Annotated in this window: 10 protein-coding genes; 1 reads left to right on the forward strand and 9 read right to left on the reverse strand. The window is 35.5% G+C overall.

The window, feature by feature from the left end:
* Positions 1 to 35 precede the first annotated feature (35 nt).
* The 8 genes from CSC80_RS04420 to CSC80_RS04455 form a co-directional block, all read right to left on the reverse strand.
* Positions 36 to 971 (reverse strand): nucleotide-diphospho-sugar transferase, encoded by a 936-nt coding sequence (locus CSC80_RS04420; protein WP_099190058.1) that lies wholly within the window; start codon positions 969 to 971, stop codon positions 36 to 38.
* Positions 968 to 1,858, reverse strand: coding sequence for a glycosyltransferase (locus tag CSC80_RS04425; protein WP_099190060.1), 891 nt, complete (start codon positions 1,856 to 1,858; stop codon positions 968 to 970). Before CSC80_RS04425 ends, CSC80_RS04420 begins: the two co-directional genes overlap by 4 nt.
* Positions 1,859 to 1,877: 19 nt before the next feature.
* A complete protein-coding gene (locus CSC80_RS04430) occupies positions 1,878 to 3,245 on the reverse strand; it encodes an oligosaccharide flippase family protein (protein WP_099190062.1) in 1,368 nt (455 codons plus the stop codon).
* A complete protein-coding gene (locus tag CSC80_RS04435; protein ID WP_099190064.1) occupies positions 3,245 to 4,507 on the reverse strand; it encodes a hypothetical protein in 1,263 nt (420 codons plus the stop codon). The genes CSC80_RS04430 and CSC80_RS04435 overlap by 1 nt, the downstream gene beginning before the upstream one ends.
* A 39-nt stretch (positions 4,508 to 4,546) precedes the next feature.
* Complete coding sequence (locus tag CSC80_RS04440; protein ID WP_099190066.1) at positions 4,547 to 6,862, reverse strand: tyrosine-protein kinase domain-containing protein; 2,316 nt, start codon at positions 6,860 to 6,862, stop codon at positions 4,547 to 4,549.
* Positions 6,863 to 6,940: 78 nt separating this feature from the next.
* Entirely contained in the window at positions 6,941 to 7,729 is a 789-nt protein-coding gene (locus tag CSC80_RS04445; protein ID WP_099190068.1) for a polysaccharide biosynthesis/export family protein, read from the reverse strand.
* 201 nt (positions 7,730 to 7,930) lie between these two features.
* Complete coding sequence (locus tag CSC80_RS04450) at positions 7,931 to 8,623, reverse strand: 4'-phosphopantetheinyl transferase superfamily protein (protein WP_099190070.1); 693 nt, start codon at positions 8,621 to 8,623, stop codon at positions 7,931 to 7,933.
* 39 nt (positions 8,624 to 8,662) lie between these two features.
* Entirely contained in the window at positions 8,663 to 16,030 is a 7,368-nt protein-coding gene (locus tag CSC80_RS04455; RefSeq protein ID WP_201796622.1) for a non-ribosomal peptide synthetase/type I polyketide synthase, read from the reverse strand.
* Positions 16,031 to 16,509: 479 nt separating this feature from the next.
* On the opposite strand from CSC80_RS04455, the gene CSC80_RS04460 reads away from it, so the two are divergent.
* Positions 16,510 to 17,367 (forward strand): class I SAM-dependent methyltransferase, encoded by an 858-nt coding sequence (locus tag CSC80_RS04460; RefSeq protein ID WP_099190072.1) that lies wholly within the window; start codon positions 16,510 to 16,512, stop codon positions 17,365 to 17,367.
* 25 nt (positions 17,368 to 17,392) lie between these two features.
* Here CSC80_RS04460 and CSC80_RS04465 read toward each other — a convergent pair whose 3' ends face one another.
* Entirely contained in the window at positions 17,393 to 21,352 is a 3,960-nt protein-coding gene (locus tag CSC80_RS04465; protein WP_099190074.1) for a non-ribosomal peptide synthetase, read from the reverse strand.
* Positions 21,353 to 22,471: the final 1,119 nt, after the last annotated feature.

Here is a 22,471-nt window from a genome sequence, read left to right on the forward strand (position 1 = left end):
GGCAATTAGACATGTTCAAGGAAAACACCACTACATTACCCTTCTGTAGCATACCCGGGAATTCTTAGAAAGCCCAGGATTTTTCTGCGTACTATAGTGTCTTTAAAGAAATATTTAAAATACCTTCTATCTGCCTTTATATCCCTAATAATAAACTTAGGATGCAATAACGGAAAATCTATTTCCTGTGCTTCATTATATTGCCTAGCATCATTGGCACTAACGGTATGTGTAGCATCTTCACCAAACCCTACATTTTTGATCATATTTTGGTTTGGTATTATTGACAAGCCAGAGTTGACCAGTTTTGTATAGTCCCACTGATAGTCCCACCAAGAGACTTCTTTAGCATTGATCGTTTTTTCTATTTTACTAAGTCGATATTTCTTTTCGATGATATTTGAAAAGTAGTTGTCAAAATAGCCTTTCTTTTTTAGTTCTGGAAAGCTTGAACATTCATAATCATAGTTTTTCCAGGCTCTTCGCCAACTTGCCCAACCCCACTCATGACTAAAATAAGAGAAGTAATACGAATAATCTGAATCTGAGATATACCCATTCTGAAAGTTAGAGCCCCCAATATGCATAATCTGGTTATTGTCTCTATATCTTTCCAATAATTCTGAACAAAACTTGAAAAAACTCAAAGACGGCAGGCAGTCATCTTCTAAAATAATACCTTCTTCCTCATTTTCAAAAAACCAATCTATAGCAGTTTTGGGTCCTAATCCACAACCTACATTTTCTTCCCTGAACAACGTTTTAACTTCACAATCCCAATCTACCAAATCTACAATAGCCCTAGTTTCTTTGCATTTTTGATCATCCTTACCGTTTTTACGTGGACCATCTGCCGCCACATAGAGTTTTGCTGGCTGGGCTTTCCGTATCATTTCAAAAACCCTTTTTGCCTGTTCCGGCCTATTAAAAATGATAAATAGTACCGGTGCTTGTGCTGTTGCTGTTTTCATTTTAAATAGTCTTCATTTTTAAACAATTGCCAAATGATGGGAAATAAGGTTTTACCCCACAACAGTAAGAATGCCTGTGGTAGGTGAAACGGAAAATGCACCTTAATGAACTTTAAATATTCTTTATACGATAAGCCTGTAGGGCTATATAAATATGCTATTCTTTGTTTTAAATTACTTTTTTGACTTAACCAATTTACCCCATGATCATTTTTACAATAACCACAATAAGCACTGGCAACATAGGTGAAAATACCGTTGTCCAAAGCTTTTAAGGTGTAATCAAAATCTGCAATACCGTGCGTATAGGTTTCCGTTAAAGAACCGATAACCTCGTAGACTTCATGAGGTACCAGCATGATATTGGCATTGCCCATTTCGCACTTCTGCGGAAACTTATCATTAGGCAATACCATTTTACTCTTGAATGATAGTTTGTTTAGAATTTTATGTCCGCCATAGGAAACCTTCTTAGTATCTGGATCTAAGGTAGGACCCACGATGATACTTTTAGGTTCGTTTACCTCTTCTAAGTCACTTAACAGCCTGGTCAGTGTATCCTTAAAAACAATGGTATCATCATTTAAGAGTAAATAATAATCTGAATGCCTGTCATTATCACGAGCCGCTTTCCAAGCCGTACGCATGCCACCTGCCCAAAATAAACTACCTGATCCCTGTATGATATGAAGGTTTTTGAAATTACCCTGAAGGTATTCCGTAGTACCATCTGTACTACCATCATCTACCAGGTAGATTTTTAAATAGTAACTATCATCATCTAAATCACAATTTAAAAGCGCCTCTAAACAGCTATACGTTTTCATCTTACGATTATGGCACGTAAGTAAAACCGTTATTAATTTCTTTTCTTTAGTTGACATCATCTCTAAACTTTTTCAACTGTTAAGCTGGTAACTTTCTGTTTTTTCTCATTTCTACATACACTTGGTACGGTGCAACAATTAACCCATTGACATTGGTTACCACAATTGCCATACAGATACCAAAAATTCCATAACCCATTTCTACCGATAGGAAATATGCTATTGGCACAAAAAATAGGATTACAAAAATGGAAATATAGAATTGTAAATTGACCTTGCCCATGCCGTTCAACACACTAATAAATATTTCTGAAAAACAATTTGATAGCACAATAAGAACAACACCCAATGAGGTTATGAACGGTATGGTTATAATATCACCGATCCATAAGTTATAGATAGTAGGTGCCAATAATAATCCAATGATACATCCTATGGCAATAACGCTCCAAATGAGCAATAGCTTTTTTATCAATTTTTTAATCCACGTATAATCATTGTTTACCTGGGCATTGGTAACAGAACTCCACACCGGACTCAATATGATACCAAATATTAAAGAAGCAACGCTAAACAGCTTAAAAGCAATATTGAACTCGGTTACCTTTTCAGGTCTAAAGTATTTACTGATCAAAAAATTACTGGTTTGAAACTGCACCATATAGGCAATGTTCAAAAAGAAAAATTTGATCCCTAGAGAAAAGATAGATCCTAAGGTATCTACCGTAGGTTTTTCTATTTTTTGTATTAAATCCGGTCTTTGCACTACAAAGAAATATGCGGTAAAGAGAAATATAGAAAGTACGTTACTACCCATGACCACAAAACCCAAATTAAATAAAGAAGGCTCAGAAAATTCCCTTAAATACAGAATACCAATTAAGCCAAGCACATTGCCCAATAAGATAGTCCTGGCAATCATTGCAGGCTTTTGCAGGGCAAATTGGATAGGGTTATATATTTGAAAAATAAACTGTAAGCTAAAAAAGGATATTAAAAGAAAAACCAACTGTTGCAGTTCTAAACGGTATGACGCATCTACTCCTAAAAATTCATCCCATTTTAACTGATCTGTAAATATGACATTTAAGATAAATATGACAGTAGAGATCAATATTAATACGGCTGCAGTGGTATGAACCAGTTTACGCTGCTCTTTGATATCATCCAAAGCTACGGCTTCTGAAAATTTATTGCGTAGACCGTTACCAAAACCAATATCCAACAAGGTAAACCATGTTAATACAGAACTAAGCGTTAACCAAATACCGTATCGTTCAGCATTGACAAAATTTATAACCAAAGGAACAAACAAAAAGTTTATAGCCGTACCCAAGCCTCTTAAAATCAATGAAGAAAAAACATTCTTAATCAACAGATTAGTCCTAGAATTTCCTTGAAAATAAGACTGTATGATTACCTTAATGGAGTTAAACCTTTTGATCATTATATTGTGTTAGGTCTTTTTAATGGTAGGTACTTTGACCTATAATCAAATGACAAAGCTGTAAAATCTTGTTTTTTAAATGTGGGCAAAAATATAAATATGACACAAATAGGTAGCATTAATATGGGTTCACCAAAGCTTAATATCAGTAAAATTAATATGGAATAACATACGTATTCGGTTTTTCTTAAATACCCCCAGCATAACTTACCATATCTATAGAGTAAAACCATAAGCCCAACCACTCCGAACTTAGTAATAAAGTCCATAATACCGTTAGAGATATTAACATTAAACTCATTAATGTAGTACTCATCATATTGATTACTGACCCCTAAAAAAAGTTTCCAGTTAAATTGTTCGTAAAGAAAAATTATACTAGCAAAACGGTTTAAGGGTATTTGCCTTTCTACATCTTCATAATAGACAGATAATTGCTCCAGCTCTTTTAAATCACGTATATCTTGCTCATAAATCTCAACCACCTTCTCCCCTAAAAAAGGTACGTTGGGTATGGCCAATGCAAATATGACCGCAAAAATTATGATGGCGATCTTACTGCTCCTGTTCAATACGCGGTATCTAAGGAAAAATAATAGAAACACACCAAGGTAGGCCGTGGTAGACACCGTTGTTAAAACGGCTAAAGTAATTATCAATGCCTCTTTGTTCAGTTTAAAATCATTGATTAAAAAATTGAACATTAATGCCAACGTCAAAAACGAACCAAAAGCGCCAGGCTCCCAACAAAATCCGGAATTTCTATAGTAATGGATATCATCAAAGGTGAAAAACACAAAATTGGTATATCTAAAAGAGCCATCATCTACCGTTAAACTTTCGAACGTAGTACCTATTGTCTTTACAATTGCGCCATTTTGAAACAATTGAATACTATAAAACACCAGGGAGACTATGGCTAAATGTGAAATTACCTTTACCAAATAATACAAAGCCTTTTCTCGTAGTATCACACAAAACAAATAGGCCGTAAATGCAAATTTGAAAAAATAGAATACATCGCTTGTAAAATAATCCGCAGGTAGTTTATTCAGTTTAAATCGAACGGCGATATATAGAAAGTACACTGCCAGGCAAGTCAAGAAATACTGAATATCGCGCTTTTTAACCTTCTTCAATCGAAACGCAACGATAATCATAAAAACCTCAAGCCCAAACCAAGCCGAATTATAATCAACTAAAAAATTGGCTTTAGAAGAAAACAATAAGAAAAGTAAAACTACAAGGTAGTATATATTCATTTTGGTCCTTACTTTATTCTAATTTCGGTAGGTCGTTTATTAATTGTTTGTAACATCGTTAAAAACAACCATAGGATTTTTAAACTTCTTATTACGCTTAGCTTCTTCCAAGATTGCCAGATCATCTAAATGGGTGTAATTCTCACGAACCATAAAAACACAACAATCCGAATGTTTAGAAAGGGCAAGCGTATCTGCCAATGTGCCAATTGGGGCGGAGTCTATGACAATATAATCGAATTCATTTCTTAATTGCTCCATAAATTGAACCATTTGCACTGAATTAAAAGATTCTAATCCGTCTACTTTTTCGGAACCCAACCCTATGGCAAACAAATTGTCATTGTTATTTACCGGTACCAACAAATCGTTGATAGTAATAGTACGTGTACCTGGTGATAGGTAATTTGAAATACCAATTTCTGAATTAGCAGCTCCCAATGTCCCCATTAATTCTGGATTGTGCTTATCTAATTCTAAAATCACGACTTTAGAGTTTGAAGAAGCCAGCGCCATCCCAATATTTGAAGAAAAGAAAGTTTTTCCCTCCCCTTCTTGCGCTGAGGTAACCAAAATAATTTGCATCTTCTTTTTAGGTAGATGAAAACTCATATTCATACGCATCATTCTAAAATCTTGAGCCAATCTACTACTCTCCTCTCCCTTTTCAATAAGATTTTTACCTGATGCATTATGTGTTATTTCACCTATTAAAGGCACACTAATTCTTTTCTGAACATCTTTCTTATCGGCAACTTTAGTATTTAATCCATCCTTTAAATGAACAATACCTACAGGAACGGCAAGACCCAATAACAGGGATACCAACATGAAAAGTTTTTTACTGGGAGATTTTGACTCAAAATCAGTAATAGCCTTATCGATTACGGTAAAGTTATCTTGCCTAACACCAACCATTAAAGCCGCCTCTTCCCTCTTTTGTAATAAGTACAAAAACAAGTTTTCTTTAATACCCTGCTCTCTACTAATTTCCAATAATTGCCTTTGCATTGATGGTATTCTTTGCTTTTTGGCTGCAAATTGATTGGACCTACTTCTAATACTACCTATAGTACTTCTTAAACTTTGCCTAGATGTAGAAAGGCTACCAAGAATATTCCCTTTCAGCTGCTGTAACTGATCTCTAATATCAATCATACGCGGGTTGTTCTCAGGTACCGTTCTTTGAAGACTTTTGCGCTCTATCTGTAATCTATTATAATTATCTATTAAATACACCAGATTAGGGCTTGATACACTTAATGAATTTAATGTAGATTCATTATCCCCATTTCTTAAATTACGGTCTATAGCACTTAAAACTTTTAGTTCTATTTCAGCTTCGGTCAGTTTTCTACTATAATCTATTTCTTGCTCAGAAAATGAATTTGCATCGAACTCTACATTAGCCAGTTCATTTTCTGTTTTGAACTGGGCAACATTTTTTTCTACCTCACTAAGCTCTACAGATAATGCATTTAAACGCTCATCAATAAACTTTACGTTATTTAAAGCCATGGCATTTTTCTCTTGATATGCCTTTATACCATATATCTCAACCAATGTATTTATGATATCCTCGCCTTTCTGAGGATTTTGCTCTTTTAAAACAATGTTGATAACAGAAGCATCTTTATTGATTACATACACACTCAATGCTTTTTTCACATAATCGTGTGCCATCTCATCTATATCCCTAAATTCCAATAAAAATTCAGTACTCTTTACATTGGACTTTTCATTGGGCACAATCTTAAAAGTTCCATAGGGTTTTTCAATTTTGTAACCATAATTATATCTATTATAGCCATAACTTGAGCTAATAGAACTTGCTGCATCTAAGTCACCTTCAAAATCTTCCGATATACTAAAACTATCTTTTCCTTCTAACTTAATTTTAATAGAAGTATCATAAGCCGATGGATATAAGGTGTCTACAACAATTTTAAACGGCAAATCTGAACCATATAATTCCGTTTCAGAAAAAGTCTCTGGAGTACTGACTTTACATTGCAAGGACAAACTATCTAAAACAGAACGCATTAAATGTACAGAAGTCAACACCTCAATTTCATTGTTAACCCGCTCTGAGTTACTAAATGGATTATTGCTGACCATGTTATTACCAGAGGCATCTATATTAGAGGTTTCATTTTTCAATAAGATCTTACTAGAAACTTCATATGAAGTATTTATAAACTGCAGGGCAAGAGCCGCCAAGCCAATAAAAATCAGAAGAAACAATAGAAATAATTTCCATGATTTCAGGTATTTGCTCAACAATGCCTTTACATCAAAATTTTCTTCATTATCAGAAGAAGATAGCCTTGAGTCAAAATATTCCTTTTCAGTCATTGTATTCAATTTATCGGGATAAATAAGCCTGACTATGAACAGTCCTTAGCTTAAGAATTTTTTAATTGTATGGATTGATTAAAAGCTGGCAATAGAAATTACCGCCAATGACAACGAACCTAATATTACCGAGAACCATTGCGTAGCATTAGAAGTATTTCTAACCTTTCTATCATTTGGTTGTACGTAAACAATATCATTTGGTTGTAGGTAATAGTTTGGTGAAGTAAATAATTCATCTGAAGTAAGATCTATTCTTCTAGTACTTTTAATACCGTCTTCCTCACTTATTAATAACACATTATTTCTTTGGGCATAAATAGTCATATCGCCCGCCATACCCAAAGCTTCTAGCAGTGTAACTTTTTCATTTGGTATGGTAAAAACTGCAGGTTGATTTACTTCTCCCAAAACAGAAACTTTAAAGTTCATAAAGCGTATATCAACTATTGGCTCCATCAACAATCTTTTAGATATCAACTCTTCTCTTATATATTCTCTCAGTTCTTTCTTTGTAAGACCGGCTACCGCTATTTTACCCAAAACCGGGAATCTTATAAATCCATCTTGATCGATCAAATAACCAGGAGTTTGTATACCGCCTACGTTATTGGCAATATTGAACATCTCGGTTACCTCAGCATTTAAACTGGTAATATTGATACTCAACAAATCATTCTTTTGCAAAATGGGCTCTAAGGGCTCATAATATGATGCAAATGTATTATTACCTACTTCATTGAAATAAGATGATTTTTTAGCGCTACCACATGATGTCAATTGCAATGCCACAACAAGCAACATTGAAATTTTCAGCAAATAAGATTTAGTGTTGTGAAAGTTAATTAGGGAAATACTAGTTTTCATAAATTAATTGTTTGCAGCTTATAGTTACTGTAAATGGTGAACATCAAAATTAATTGAAAGAGAAAATTGAACGACATTAATTCCGACATCCTAGTTTATATAATCGTCGTAATTAAGAAAACAGGGCATTTTACCCATTGTTAGCAGAAAATTCTAAAAGTAATTAGGTACTTCATCGTATTTACATGGTCTTACAACAATTCACCGAATAGTTTTGAAGAAATTGGAACCCATAAAATGCGCTATTTTTTCTGGGCTTACATGTGTAATCTCCGTCCTGGAAAATTCATTTAAATGCTGTGTAGCAATATGGCATTTATATTCTGCAGTAAGATCAATTTCTTCTAAGTAAAATACTTCTTCACCTATTTTAGATGATCCGTCAATAATTTCAATAGAATCCAAAGCTACATTCAAACCGGTTCCATAAGCTTTTAAAACTGCTTCCTTCTGTGTCCAAAATTCAAAAAACTTTTCTTGCACATGTAAAGAACCAACCATATTGTCATATTCCGATTTTGAGAATTGTAATCTAAAATCATTTATATCTACATTACTAATTTTCTCTACATCTACACCTATACCTCCATGAGACGTAAATGCACAAACTATAAAATCATTTGAATGGGAGATGTTAAACTGAGCCTCAGAATTTTCTAAAAAAGGTCGTTTATCTTTAGAATATTCAATGGTAATCTCATCGACATTAATGTTATAGAATTTTTGTAAACCATATGCCAACAACAGTCGGCCTAAAATAGTAGACTTAGCATCTTGCCATCTTTTATATTTCGAATATTTAAGCACAAATTCTTCAGAAAATTTCTCTTGTGCCTGCGCAAAGAAAATTTCATTGTCAATAGGTGTTAAGCTAGTACATAAAAGATGTGTCATCTAAATAGGTAAACAATATTCCTAAACCATTCTATATCTCTAAATATCAATTTTCAAATAGCCATTTTCTTTTGTGGCATCTGCTACGTACCATGCTGGCTGCCCATTCTCATCTCTACCTAAACGAGCTCCTGGCACAGGTGGCGTATTCAATCTCTCAAAAGAATTTTGCATTGTAACGGCATGCCCATTGGTTTGCTTTTTTAATATCCCAACAGTTACCAATTCATCAATGGCATCTAAAAGTGTTTTCTTCAAAAAGTCCACATCCTCATTGGTATATGCCGTGGTTAAAAAGCAAGGGAAGCCATCCCAAATATGTATCCCTTTCTCGCGCATTATTACAAACAGTAATTCTGAATACGGAATTTCTTTCTTAAACTTTATCCTCCATAAAGACCCAAAATAATTGATCTCTAATGGCAGGCCGTTTTTAGCAAAATTTTCATTTAAACTAACCACCATTTGTTCTGTCATGGCAGAAACATTTGCCTGCAAACTTGGTCCTTGTTCTTTCATATGGAGCAAAGCCGCCTTTGCAGAGGCTAATGCCAAAGGATGGCGAACAAAAGTACCGGCAAAATAAGTAACCCCAACTTCTGGGTAAGAATCATCTCCATACTGCCAGAATCCGCCATCAAGTGCATCCATATATTCTTTTTTGCCTACTATGGCACCTATAGAAACCCCGCCGCCCATAACTTTACCGTAGGTAGCTAAATCAGCTTTTACATTAAATAATGCCTGAGCACCGCCCGGATGCATTCTAAAACCTGTAATAACTTCATCGAAAATAAAAGCAATCTCTTCTTTAGTAGTTAGTTTTCTTACATTCTTTATAAATTCTATAGGCTGAAACTCTGGCCTACGACTTTGAACAGGCTCTATTAGCACCCCTGCAATTTCATGAGCCCTATCTTTTATTATTTGTAAACTTTCGTCTGTACCATAATCAAGTATCAACATATTCTGTACAGCTTCTGGCATAATACCCGCGGCAGCCGGAAATGTTTTTTTCTTTTGAGAACCTCTTACAATACCCTCATCGTTAATACCATGATAAGCTCCGGTAAAAGCTACAATTAATGAACGTCCTGTAACCGTACGTGCAATACGCATAGCTCCAAGAACCGCTTCTGATCCCGTGTTACACAAGGCAGCTCTATCATGACCCGTAAATTCACATAAAAGTTCACAAACCTCACCTGCCAATGGGTGTTGTGGCCCTACTTCATAACCAAGATCCACTTGTTTATGCATTGCCTCTTTTATAAAATCTGGCTGATAACCAAAAAAGCAAGAACCAAACCCGTTCAAAGCATCTATATACTGGTTGCCGTCTAGGTCCCAAAGTCTATTTCCCTGAGATTTACCGATCACTATGGGATATACCAAATCTTTGGTCAACGGTTTAAAACCCGACACCACTCTTGGATCTGCCATTTTTGCCCTGTGATTCTGGGCATAATTTTTACTGCCAATGGTTTTCTTGTTATATCTAGCTGTCAATTCATTTAAGTATTGAGACTGAGCTTGATCTAAACCGGTTGTTTGCTTTTCTATTCTTGGTGAAGCACCAAACGGTTTTTTATGTTCTTGTTTTTCCTGTTCCGTACGTATATCCATACTACTTGCGCCATTGACCTTTTCTGTTTGTTGAGGAACGCTTGGCGCAACACTTGGTTGTACAGTAGCTACCGATCCACCTTGTAAAAGCTGTAATTGCTTGCTAAGTAGTTGAAGTTGCTCCCCAATTAGACCAATAGCCGTTTGATTACCAGCAGCCGTAGCATATTGGGCTGCGTTATTTTCTTGAACCTGACGTACTGCAACAGTAGGCTGTTGAACCACTTGTGGTTGTGGCTTTAGAACTTCTTCAGGTAAATTAGCATCTAAATAGCTTGCTAAAAGTTCTGGTGTATTAATATCCTCATTAAGCTGTCTAAATGTAATTGGAATTTTAAATTCTCTCTTACAAGTAATAGCCATTTGAGTAAGGATAAGGGAATCTAACCCTAGCTCTAAAAAGCTTAGATTTTTGTCATTGGCTTCAATTTCAATACCATAATTGTTTGAAACTAACTCCGAAATTTTATTTAAAATGGTCACGTTTCTCATTGGTGTAACGCTTTTTGGTTTTTCTGTTAAGGTTTGTATTGTTGGGTTGGTATGAACACTAGTCCTTTCAATTTTTGGTTGAGTAACTATAGGGTCTACCCAACATGGTTTTCGGTCAAACACATAGGTAGGCAATCTTAATCTATGTCTACCCTGTTTGTCATAAAAACTAGTCCAATCTATGGTTATACCCGTTAACCATAATTGTCCTAAGGCATTAAGTATACCGTGGTAATTATTCTCATTGGTTTTAGGCACCGGTAATGAAGCTATAGACTTAATTTTTCTTGCTTCTTTGTTCTGACGACTTAGCGTAGTAAGTGTATTACCCGGACCTACTTCTAACAATACCACATCTTCTAATTTCACTAAGGTATCCATAGCATTAGAAAATTTTACGGTATCGCGTAAATGATTGGTCCAATATATAGGATCCAGGGCCTCCTCATTGGTCAGCCAAGTACCTGTTACCGTAGATACTATGGGTATCTGTGGAATCTTTAAATCGATATTTTCAACAATAGCGCCGAACTCCTCTAAAATAGGGTTCATCATTGCGGAATGAAAAGCATGGCTTGTAGCTATTAATTTATAAGGCAGGTTTTCTTCCTTAAGTACCTCTGCAAATTTTTGAATTTCACCATCCTCTCCAGAAACTACACAAAGTTTATGGGAATTAACAGCAGCTACAGATAAGGTTTTTGGCAATATTTCATGGAGCGATTCTTCATCTATACGAACGGTGAGCATACTACCTTTAGGAAGTGTACTTACCAAAATACCCCTCATTGAAACTAGTTTTAATGCATCTTCCAAGCTAAAAATACCAGCCAGATGAGCTCCAACGAACTCCCCTAAACTATGACCACAAATTACGGTAGGTTGAATTCCCCAACTGATCCATAATTGAGATAATGCATATTCTATGGTAAACAACGCCGGTTGTGTAAACCGTGTATCGCGAAGCTTATTTTCCGCTTCCTCGTTTAAAGATTCCGGGAATATTATTTTTCTGATATCCAGCTTTAGGGTGTCCAGCAACAAGTTGGCACATTTATCCACAGCATCTTTAAATACACCTTCGCCGCTATACAACTCCTTGCCCATGTTCAAAAACTGGGAACCTTGCCCCGGAAATAAGAACGCCACTTCATTAGGAACTGCCCTAACTACTGACGATTGTGCTGTTTTATTATCTTTATCAAACAGTACATCTGAAGCCTCTTTAGTGTTCGATGCCAACATAAACCTTCTAGCACCAAAACTAGCTTTAGTAGTACTCAGCGTATAAGCCACATCTGCTAAATTCTCCTCTTTACCAGCATCAAAATGAGCTTTCAAGGCACTTTCATAACCCTCTAAACTTGTATTCGTTTTTGCGGAAATAGGTAAAAGCTGTACCGGTCTTTGTTGCACAGGCTCTTTTACCTTCATCTCATATTCTTCTAATACCACGTGTACATTGGTTCCTCCAACGCCAAAAGAACTTACCCCTGCTCTTCTAGGGCCTTTTACGTCCCATGAAGCCAAAGTATTGTTTACATAAAACGGACTATTATCAAAATCTATTACCGGGTTAGGTTTTTCATACCCTAAAGAAGGTGGTATTTGTTTATGGTTAAAGGCCAATATCGTTTTAATCAAACCAGTTACACCTGCCGCAGCGGTAAGGTGGCCCATATTACTTTTTACCGAACCTAGTCCACAATAGTTTTTCTTGGATTGCTCTCCAAAGGCGAGGTTGAGTCCGTCCATCTCAATAGGATCTCCTAAAGGCGTGGCCGTACCATGAGCCTCTACATAGCTAATGGTTGCAGGTGAAATACCGGCATCATTAATAGCGCTCCTAATAGCGTTGGCCTGCCCTTCTGCACTAGGAGCCGTAAAGCTACCCTTGCCACCGCCATCATTGTTAATACCTACACCCTTAATCACTCCATATATAAAATCCCCATCCTTTTTAGCTTCCTCCAAGTCCTTTAAAACAACCACTCCTGCACCATCGCTGAACACGGTTCCTTTTGCTTGAGAATCAAAAGGTCTACAATGACCGTCAGTACTGAGCATTGATCCTTCTTGATACAAATGACCACTATTAATTGGTGCCGTTATACTAGAGCCCCCAGCGAGAGCAACCTCACAATGTCCATTTCTAATAGCTTCGACCGCTTCGGCTATAGCCAGCAGAGATGTGGAACATGCGGATTGTACACTTACCGCCGGACCTTTTAAATCTAAATGATAAGCCGTTCTTGAAGATATATAGTCCTTTTCATTTACCGTATCCAGTTGTAGCTGACCAACGGACTCTATCAATTCATGGTTTGGTAAAATGTTCTTTTTATAATACGTATTGGTACCCGTACCGGCATAGACCCCAACCCTACCCTTGTAATGTTCCGGAAGATGACCAGACTCTTCAAGTGCTTCCCATGCAAGCTCTAAAAACAAACGTTGCTGAGGATCCATGGCCGCCGCATGTTTAGGCGTTAAGCCAAAGAAACGCGCATCGAACATTTTAACAGAAGGCACTACACCTCTTGCAGCTACGTACAAGCTATCATTTCTTAAGGTTTCAGGAATACTTTGGTCCAATTCTTCTTTGGTGAAAAATGAAATAGTTTCCTTTCCATTTTTTAAGACCTCCCAAAATTCATCAATATTCTTGGCTCCGGGAAATCTGCCCGTCATACCAATAACGGCAACATCGTTAGATGAAGCATTATTTTTCTCTTTTCGCTTATTGGATAATATAGCAGGTTCTTTGTCGCCCTCTATAAAATTTACAAGTGCGGCAATGGTCGTATGTTGATACAGCTTGGTTACCGGAATTCTCTTGTTCAGGGTTTTCATAATGGCATTTACGACTTTTTGTGCCATAAGCGAGGTACCGCCCATTTCAAAAAAGTTATCATCAACACCAATACCCGAAAGTTTTAATTCCTTTTCCCAAATAGCAGCTATACTCTTCTCTACCTTGGTACGTGGTTTTTTAAAGATCACATCTGAATTTGACCTTAGATACCCAGGGGCCGGTAGCTTTTCCTTATCAATTTTCCCATTAGAGTTTGTAGAAAACTCATCTACCCACATTAAAAAAGTGGGGACCATAAATTCTGGTAACTTGTTGACAAGCGCTAGTCTAATACCGGTTATTTCAGGTTTCTCACCAACAGCCTGCATATATGCTACCAATCTGGTTTCACCTTCCTCGTTTGTATTTGGCAACACTACAGTACGTTCAATACCGTCTAAAGCATTTATAGTAGATTCTATTTCCCCTAATTCTATACGGTGCCCACGAATTTTAACTTGATGGTCAATTCTGCCAATATATTCTAATGTACCATTTGAAAGTCTTCTTACCAAATCTCCTGAGCGATACATTTTTTGCCCAGGCTCAAACGGGTTCGCAATAAACTTTTCACTGGTCAATTCCGGTCTATTCAAATAACCTCTTGCCAATCCATGACCTGAAATGCACAGTTCACCTATAACCCCTACAGGTTGTAACTGGTTTTTGGTATTCACCACATGGGATGTTAACGATGACACACAATTACCAATATTGGAAACATTGGTTCTTACATCCTCATCATCAATGATTTTAAATGTTGTAAATATGGTAGTTTCGGTTATACCGTAGCCGTTTACGAATTGAATACCCGGAAATTTACGGTACCATTTTTCTAAATATTTTGGAAACAATGCCTCACCACCAAAAATGACGTATCGCAATTTCAGATCGATATCACCTGAAGGTAAGCTACCCATGATATTTAAAAATGATGATGGTGTTTGGTTCAGAATGGTCACCTTTTCTTTTATGAGCAAGGACATAAATTCAAAAGGATCCTTGATCACTTCACTGGAAGGAATTATCAATTTACCCCCAAACAACAACGCTCCGTAAATCTCCCAAACGGAAAAATCAAAACAGTACGAATGGAACATGGTCCAAACATCGTTCTCATTGAAATAATAGAAAGGATCATCGTTAACAAATAAACTAACGATATTTCTATGTTCTAACATGACACCTTTAGGATTACCTGTAGTTCCTGAAGTGTAAATGATATAAATCAAGTCGTTAGGCAATAGCTCTACACCTGTTAATGGGGCAGTTGTAAAATTAGCTTTAGTTGCCTTGAACTCTTCAATTGCCGCGGCATCTACCGTTATATTGCAATTGCTATCGTTTTTAATATATTCTTTGCGTTTTTCCGGGTAGTTTGGGTCAACAGGCACGTATGCGGCACCAGTTTTCATAATCCCCATCATACCAATAATTAGCCATTCACTCCTATCTAAAATCAAGCATGCCAGGTCCCTTGGTTTAACCCCTTTCTTTTGAATTAAATAATTTGCAAATTGATTGGACAGCTCATCTAACTCCCTGTACGTTAATGTATGCTCCTCAAAGGCTACAGCTATACGATCTGGAGTTTTTAGAGCCTGCTCCTTAAGCAAATCAACCACGGTTTTATCCGTTGGATAGTCTACGGTAGATGTATTGAATTCATTTAATAATATATCACGCTCCTTTTCTAGAAGAAAATCTATACTTCCTATTTCAGAAGTTGAATTTTTCATTAATGGAGAAATGATGCTCATATAATGCATCATAAACTGTTCAATAAAACTATTTTCAAATACCGCATCATTATATACGACATCTAACCTTATAGTATCAGCATTAATCTCAAGATTAATTTCCAAATTAGATTTGACATGGACTTCACCTATCCTTTTAATCTCATTGAACTTATCAATACCATTTGAAACAGAAGAATCATCAGTCTTTATAGCGTTAATGGAAAGCACGACATCTTGTAGTGCATTGTGACCATTGGTATCGATTAAATTAAAATCTGCCAATAGCTCTTCAGAAGGATAAAAATTTTCTTGATTTAGCGATAACCTTTCAGTAGTGTCTTTATTTACCCTATTAAAGTTAAATTCAGCCTCAATGGTATTTCTAAATAAAGATAGATTTTGATCTAACAATAGTCCAAAAGCAATATCGTTCTGATTTGTATACCTATGAAAGAGTACAGCTAATGCAGAAATTGCAAAAGTCGTTATTTCATTAGGGGAAGAAGTATTTGATTTCAAATAACCAGACAACTGTTCAGAAAAATAAGTACGCAACAAAACCCCTTTTGAAGCGGTATCGTTTACTTTTAAATTTCTATTGGGCAAGTCAAGCAATTTTATGTCGTCTGACAATAAATTTTCCCAATAGATTTTAGCGCTACTGGAAACAGCCCCTTTATTTTTGGCATTCATATCTTACTTAATGCTATAATTATCAACTAAGTTCAAGTACTTTTCAAATTGCAAATGCCCAAAACATACTGCATGGATTATTGAATAGGTTAAAAGAAAATTGTTTTGTGCTAAAAGCTTAAACAAGCATACCTATTTTTATAAAATAATTGAATGTATCATTGAACATTATAATAGTAGTAAAATTAGTGAATCTATTGTATAAATAAGATTTCAGCTAACGGCAATCAATGAACAATTTCAATCAAAATTAGATTGCAAATAATTGATTATCAATTAATTAAAAAATTATACATCATCCATAACTGAAACATAAATTATTTCATTCCTATAATTTCATCGAATAAAAAAAGACGTTCTTCGATATACAATTTCACTCAAATATGACTAGGTAGATGAACTGTGTTATATTTAAGATAATCGGCGATTTCAAATAGATATATTGTTTATTTTCACAAGTAAATTACAACAAGGTTAAAATGAAAGGAAAGCTTATATATCTCATAGGTGACTTACTCATATTGTTGATGCCAAAAAAAGCTAAGAAACTTGCAAAAACCGGCATGACAATTACCGATAGAAATAAAATTACCCTGATTGAGCTTTTTATGCGCAAGTCGCTATTAAAAAAAGTAGAGGATAAATCAGACTACAACACACTATCAGAATTTCATAAGGCATATTGGAAAAACAAAGGAGATGATTTCTTTACGGCCACCGATGACTCCTTTGAAAAAAACTTCTTACCCGAATGTTCTTTTATGTTTGAACTTTTAAAGAACAAATTATCTATAGAAGAGGAAGATTTTAATACCCTAGTGGAGATTGGCACCGGCAACGGAAAAGTTTTAAATTATTTAAGCGAACAATTTCCACAAATAGACAGGTTCGTAGGTATTGACCTAAGTGAAAATCAAATAATTCGTAACCAAAAAACATACAGCAAGAACCAAAGACTTGAGTTTGTTGCCTACGATGCTTTTGATTGGGTAAACACTTATGCCAATAAGAATATGATATTTGTTACCTCTAGAGGTGTACTTGAATACTTTACCGAAAGTAAGCTCCTAGACTTTTTACAACAGATAAATAGATTAGGAAACACCATTTTTGTAGCTATTGAGCCTAATGGAGTTAACCATGACCTTAATGCTAATACCGGTTCAGAGCCATATGGGTATGAGCGTTCATTTTCCCACAATTACAAGGTACTTTTTAAGAAAGCTGGTTTTAACCTATGGCATAGCTCAACAAAAGACAGCACCCTTGATCATTATTTTAGTTATATGGGTGCTGATAATTATAGTAAAAAAGCTGTAATGGTAGCCTTAAGATAGTCTGGTATGGCTATCATTTTTACACCTAGTTATTTTTATCTAGAACGTTTTGGAGCGTCTTTGACAAAATTTTATCATTAGGTGGTGAAAACATTGTTAAATGCTCACCGGGTACATAATGAACTTCTATACCATTTTTGGCATATGATTTCCATCCCAAATTTTTAGGATCATGGGTATAATCTATTACATCTTGTATTCTGAACAGATCTGCCTTAATGGGCAAAGGTTTTAAATGGTATTTATCCACGACCTTATTATGCTCAATAATTCTGCTTTCATATTCCCAATCGTAATCCATTTTAGACAAGGTATTCTTATCCTTTTTCAACCTTAGATAAAACTTCTTTAAGTTCGCCTTTGTTACACCTACTCTATAATTAAAGCCCTCTCTGCTTAGCAACAATTGTTTTAATACATGTAAAGCCTTATTCGCTATATAATTACCAAATGCCAATTTTTTACCCAAATATGAATTACGCCCATAATGTGCATACGCATAGGTATCTAATAATGCCAAGGTAGATATCTGTTCTCCTCTGTCCATCAACTGCTTTGCCATTTCATAAGCAATGATACCCCCAGAGGAATAACCCGCTAATTTATACGGTCCTTTAGGTTGTGTTGCCAATAACGCATCATTATAATGAGATGCTATTTCTTCTACAGAAGTCAACATAGCTTCTTTACCGTCAAGACCTTTTGCCTGAAAACCATAAATGGGTTGTTTTGGATCCATATGGTCCTTTAGGGTTTTAAACGAAAGAATATTTAAACCTGCTCCATGTACAATGAACAAAGGGGTCTTAGAACCTTTTGGTTGTATTGGCACCATAGAGTCCCAGGTTACGGTATTCTCCTCTATTTTTAATAAACTAGCTAGTCCACTAACCGTAGAATACTCAAACAATGAAGAAAGAGGTAAGCGCTGACCGGATTTTTGCTCCAAACTGGTCATTACCTTGGCAGCTATTAATGAATGCCCGCCAAGCTCAAAGAAATCATCATCTGGATGTACTTGGTTTAAAAACAAGCATTCTTTCCATACTTCACAAACCAATTCTTCTGCTTTTGTTAATGTCCGAGTAGGTTCATTTATATTGGCTTCGCCATTTAAAACAGTATCGGGCAAGCTCTTTCTATCTAATTTGCCGTTTATGGTTACTGGCAATTCCTTTAATCTTATATATTCAAAAGGCAACATAAAAGAAGGCAATTCCTCGGCAAGTTGATTTTTCCATTGCGGCACACTTGCATCCCAATCCTCATTACTTCCATTAAAAACAATGTATGCTTTTAAAGCATGATTTCTAACATCTGTTGCAGCAGCTGAAACTCCCTTTAATTTCAGTAGTGCGTGTTCTATCTCGCCAAGCTCAATTCTATGACCACGAACTTTTACTTGACCATCTTTTCTACCCAAACACTCTATTTGACCGTTAGGCAAAAGTTTACCTAAATCGCCCGATAAGTACATTTTAGATTGCCCGTCACCAACAAACGTATTATTCACAAAACTCTCATTAGTTAGTTCTCTTTGACCTAAATACCCGTTTGTTACTCCCTCACCGCCAATAACAATCTCACCTACCATACCTTTTGATACAGGATTTCGCTGATCATCCAAGAGGTATATTTGAGTATTGGCAATAGGCTTACCTATTGAAATAGGATTATCATTTGCCGTAATTTTAGTAAGTATACAGCATACCGTGGTTTCCGTAGGACCATAAATATTCCACACTTCATTACACTTTTCCAATAATTGTAATGAAAGTGCTTTAGGCACAGGTTCTCCACCGATCAATGCTTTTATAGGCAATGGTTTTTCCCAACCGGAATCCAGTAAAATCTGCCAAATAGTTGGCGTTCCCCACATCATGGTAATATTATCGGCAATTGCTTTTTGCAATAAAAGATGTCCGTCTTTTCTGGTGTTTTCATCTACCAATACTACACTTGCTCCGTGGATTAATGGTAAAAATATCTCCATGACCATAGCATCAAACGAAATGGTCGTAGTTGCGAATATTCTGTCTTGTTCTGAAATACCAGGCTCAGAACCCATTGAATATAACAAGTTAATCACATTTTTATGTGTTACCTGTACACCTTTAGGTTTGCCCGTAGATCCCGAAGTATAAATGATATAGGCACCCGAATCTGCAGAAACATCTATTTTCTGAAAATCCTCATTCCCGTTGGCTACAATATCCTCCACGAAAATTGTTTGACAACTGTGATCCAGCACCTTCTTAGATGTATTGCAAATGAAAAAAGTGGCATGAGCATCGGCTATCATCAGTTTTGTACGAACATCCGGATAACCGGTATCTATAGGAACATATCTAGCTCCACATTGTAATATGGAAAATAGCGTAATAATTAAATCTGGAGATCTTTCTAAGGAAATTGCAACCGTAACCCCTGGTTTAATGCCTTTTTGCCACAAATAGCCGGCAGTAGCATTGATCCTATTTTGCATTTCTGCATAGGTGATTTTATCTTTATTTAACTCCAGTGCAGTTGCATTTGGAGTAATTACAGCTTGTTTATGGAATAACTCGTGTAAGTTGGTATTTGGTAAAGCCATTGAAGCACCTTCAATACCGATCTGCTTTGGTTCTTTATCAATTATTTCAGATAGTTTGGCATTAGGGTTTTCAACCAACTGGTTAATAACGGCCTTAAAAGCACTACCTAAGTTTAGTATCGTGTTCTCTTCAAATAAGTTGGTATTGTACGACCACTCAAGTGTTATATTATCATTGGAGCCTGTAGCATTCAAGAACAATTCAAAAGTTTCGAAATTACGAGCGTTACTATGATAATCATAGGTTAACCCTTCAAAAGCAACATCATCATCTAAATTCATGTCCACATTAAAAACAACAGGAACCAAGGGAACCCTACCTGGTGTTCTAGGGATGTTCAGTTTTTTCAACAGGCTACCAAAGGTGAGTTCTTGATTTTCGAACGCATCAAAATTGTCAGATTTACGTTTCTTTAAATACTCAATAAAACTATCAACATCATTAAGCTCACTTTTCATAGGAAGCAGCTTAACGCAATGACCCACTAAATTTTTAACGCCCATGTTAGATTGCCCCGCAACAGGAAGCCCTAGTACTATACTTTTTTGAGCCGTAGTTTTGTAGAGCAATATTTCAAATGCGCCCATTAAGGTCAATACTAAACTAGAGCCAGCTTTAATACCAGTATCTTTTATGCGCTTTACAATTTCTTTATCTAAAGTTTGATTTATACGAGCACCGTTATAGGTTCTTTTCGTTACTTGTCCAAAATCGGTAGGTAAATTTGTTTTGGGAATCTCTCCTTTAAAAAGGTTCAACCAGTACGTTTCAGCTCTTTCAAACTCGCCATTGGTTTTTAATTCCTCTTGTTGAGTCACATAGGCGGTGTACGGTGTTGCTACCGGAAGATTATGAGATTTATGGAGTACTTTAGACGAATATAGCGCGCCTATTTCCTGCATAATAATGCCAACGGACCATCCGTCGCAAACAATATGGTGTGCGGTAATTATAAAATTATAAACTTCCTCATCAAGTTTAAGCAGTGCAAACCTGATCAATGGTCCTTTGGTAAGATCAAAAGAGGTATTCGTATCCTGTTCAGTATAATTATGTATTGCCTCCTTGGCTTTCTCAACTGAAAGTTGACTATAATCCACCAGGTCGATATTAGTAAACACCGATGAAAAAACGTTAATATACTTACCATCCGGGCTAAATGAAGATCTTAGTGACTCATGACGCGCAATCAATTCATCTACCGCCAATTGCAAAGCATTTACATTGAGCTGTCCTTGCAGTTTTATAGTAAGGGAAAGGTTGTAAGCAATATTTGCCGCCTCACCACCAAAATAACAAGAATACCAAATTTCCTCTTGCGCATCGGTCGTTTGCAAAATATGCTTAATCTCAGGTCCTTCAAAAGGATTAAAAGGTGTTAAAACTTCCAAGATTCTATACTAAATAGGTTAATTATATAAGATAAGGGGAACACGTTTAAATTCACACAACTTCACCTTAATGGGTGTAATTATTTAAATCTTGGGATAAATATATTTATATTCCTAACAATTTGGACTTAGATTCGCTAATCTGTATATAAAAAGAGTTGTTTGTAAAAAAGCGAAGATTTTAGCCCCCTACTTAAGACCCTTAAAAATGATGTATATAACAACAAAAAAAGGTATAACCCAATAAAGTTTGGACTATACCTTTTCATTATAAATTACCTGGTTGGCATTTATAAATACTTATATAATTTCTCAAAAAACTGTATTAGCCTTTTAACAACCTTTCCGTCATTAATTTGGCATATATTATTTGATTCTGTTCAATAAGATTAGGTGAATGTTGATCTCTAGCACTTTGAAGTTCCTTTTGTTTAATAGTAGAGGAAAATGTATTTACCTTCGAACTTGTTTTAAGATTAAAATAAGGGCCTAGGTGCATATAGCAACTTTCAAGAGAAACTAACTTTTTCCTTTGATAAGTAAATTTTAGCCTTCCATTTAAAATGTTAGATATCATCATATGGTGGTTTAAGTTGATAAAATAACGAGGGGAAACAATAAATATTCTACAAGAGATGACTTAATTTTATAATTTAAGTAAGAGAAAACTTATAAAAGCTAAACATAGTATAAACAACAATACAAATACTAAAAAAATTATATTTTATTTGTTTTTTAACTATCCAACAACAATTCGCTTATAAGTTTTAATTTGAATATTAAGACTAAAACAAAACTTCACCTAATAAGTTTGAAAATATGTACAACATTTAAGAAGATAAATTGGCATGCAGTTATTACCATCCATTTGCCAATTGAAACAAAATTGTATCTAATCGGGCTTTACTTCCGATAAACTAAGCTTTCGATCATTTAAGAAATAATTCTTTTTACCGCGCAAGTAAATAATATTCAATAGCAATTATCATTATTTAACTAGAACATTCTTAGAAAACCTTAAAATATACAGGTCATAAATACACTCTTAATAATAATTGAGAACAACATTTTATATAATTACACTTTATCGAATAAATGATTAATTTGTCTATAGTTTGA

Source organism: Maribacter sp. 6B07 (assembly GCF_002700155.1).
Lineage (GTDB): Bacteria > Bacteroidota > Bacteroidia > Flavobacteriales > Flavobacteriaceae > Maribacter > Maribacter dokdonensis.

Coding starts and splice junctions, on each gene's coding strand:
- CSC80_RS04420 (WP_099190058.1), bottom strand. CDS start 971: ATGAAAACAGCAACAGCACAAGCACCGGTACTATTTATCATTTTTAAT.
- CSC80_RS04425 (WP_099190060.1), bottom strand. CDS start 1,858: ATGATGTCAACTAAAGAAAAGAAATTAATAACGGTTTTACTTACGTGC.
- CSC80_RS04430 (WP_099190062.1), bottom strand. CDS start 3,245: ATGATCAAAAGGTTTAACTCCATTAAGGTAATCATACAGTCTTATTTT.
- CSC80_RS04435 (WP_099190064.1), bottom strand. CDS start 4,507: ATGAATATATACTACCTTGTAGTTTTACTTTTCTTATTGTTTTCTTCT.
- CSC80_RS04440 (WP_099190066.1), bottom strand. CDS start 6,862: ATGACTGAAAAGGAATATTTTGACTCAAGGCTATCTTCTTCTGATAAT.
- CSC80_RS04445 (WP_099190068.1), bottom strand. CDS start 7,729: ATGAAAACTAGTATTTCCCTAATTAACTTTCACAACACTAAATCTTAT.
- CSC80_RS04450 (WP_099190070.1), bottom strand. CDS start 8,623: ATGACACATCTTTTATGTACTAGCTTAACACCTATTGACAATGAAATT.
- CSC80_RS04455 (WP_201796622.1), bottom strand. CDS start 16,030: ATGAATGCCAAAAATAAAGGGGCTGTTTCCAGTAGCGCTAAAATCTAT.
- CSC80_RS04460 (WP_099190072.1), top strand. CDS start 16,510: ATGAAAGGAAAGCTTATATATCTCATAGGTGACTTACTCATATTGTTG.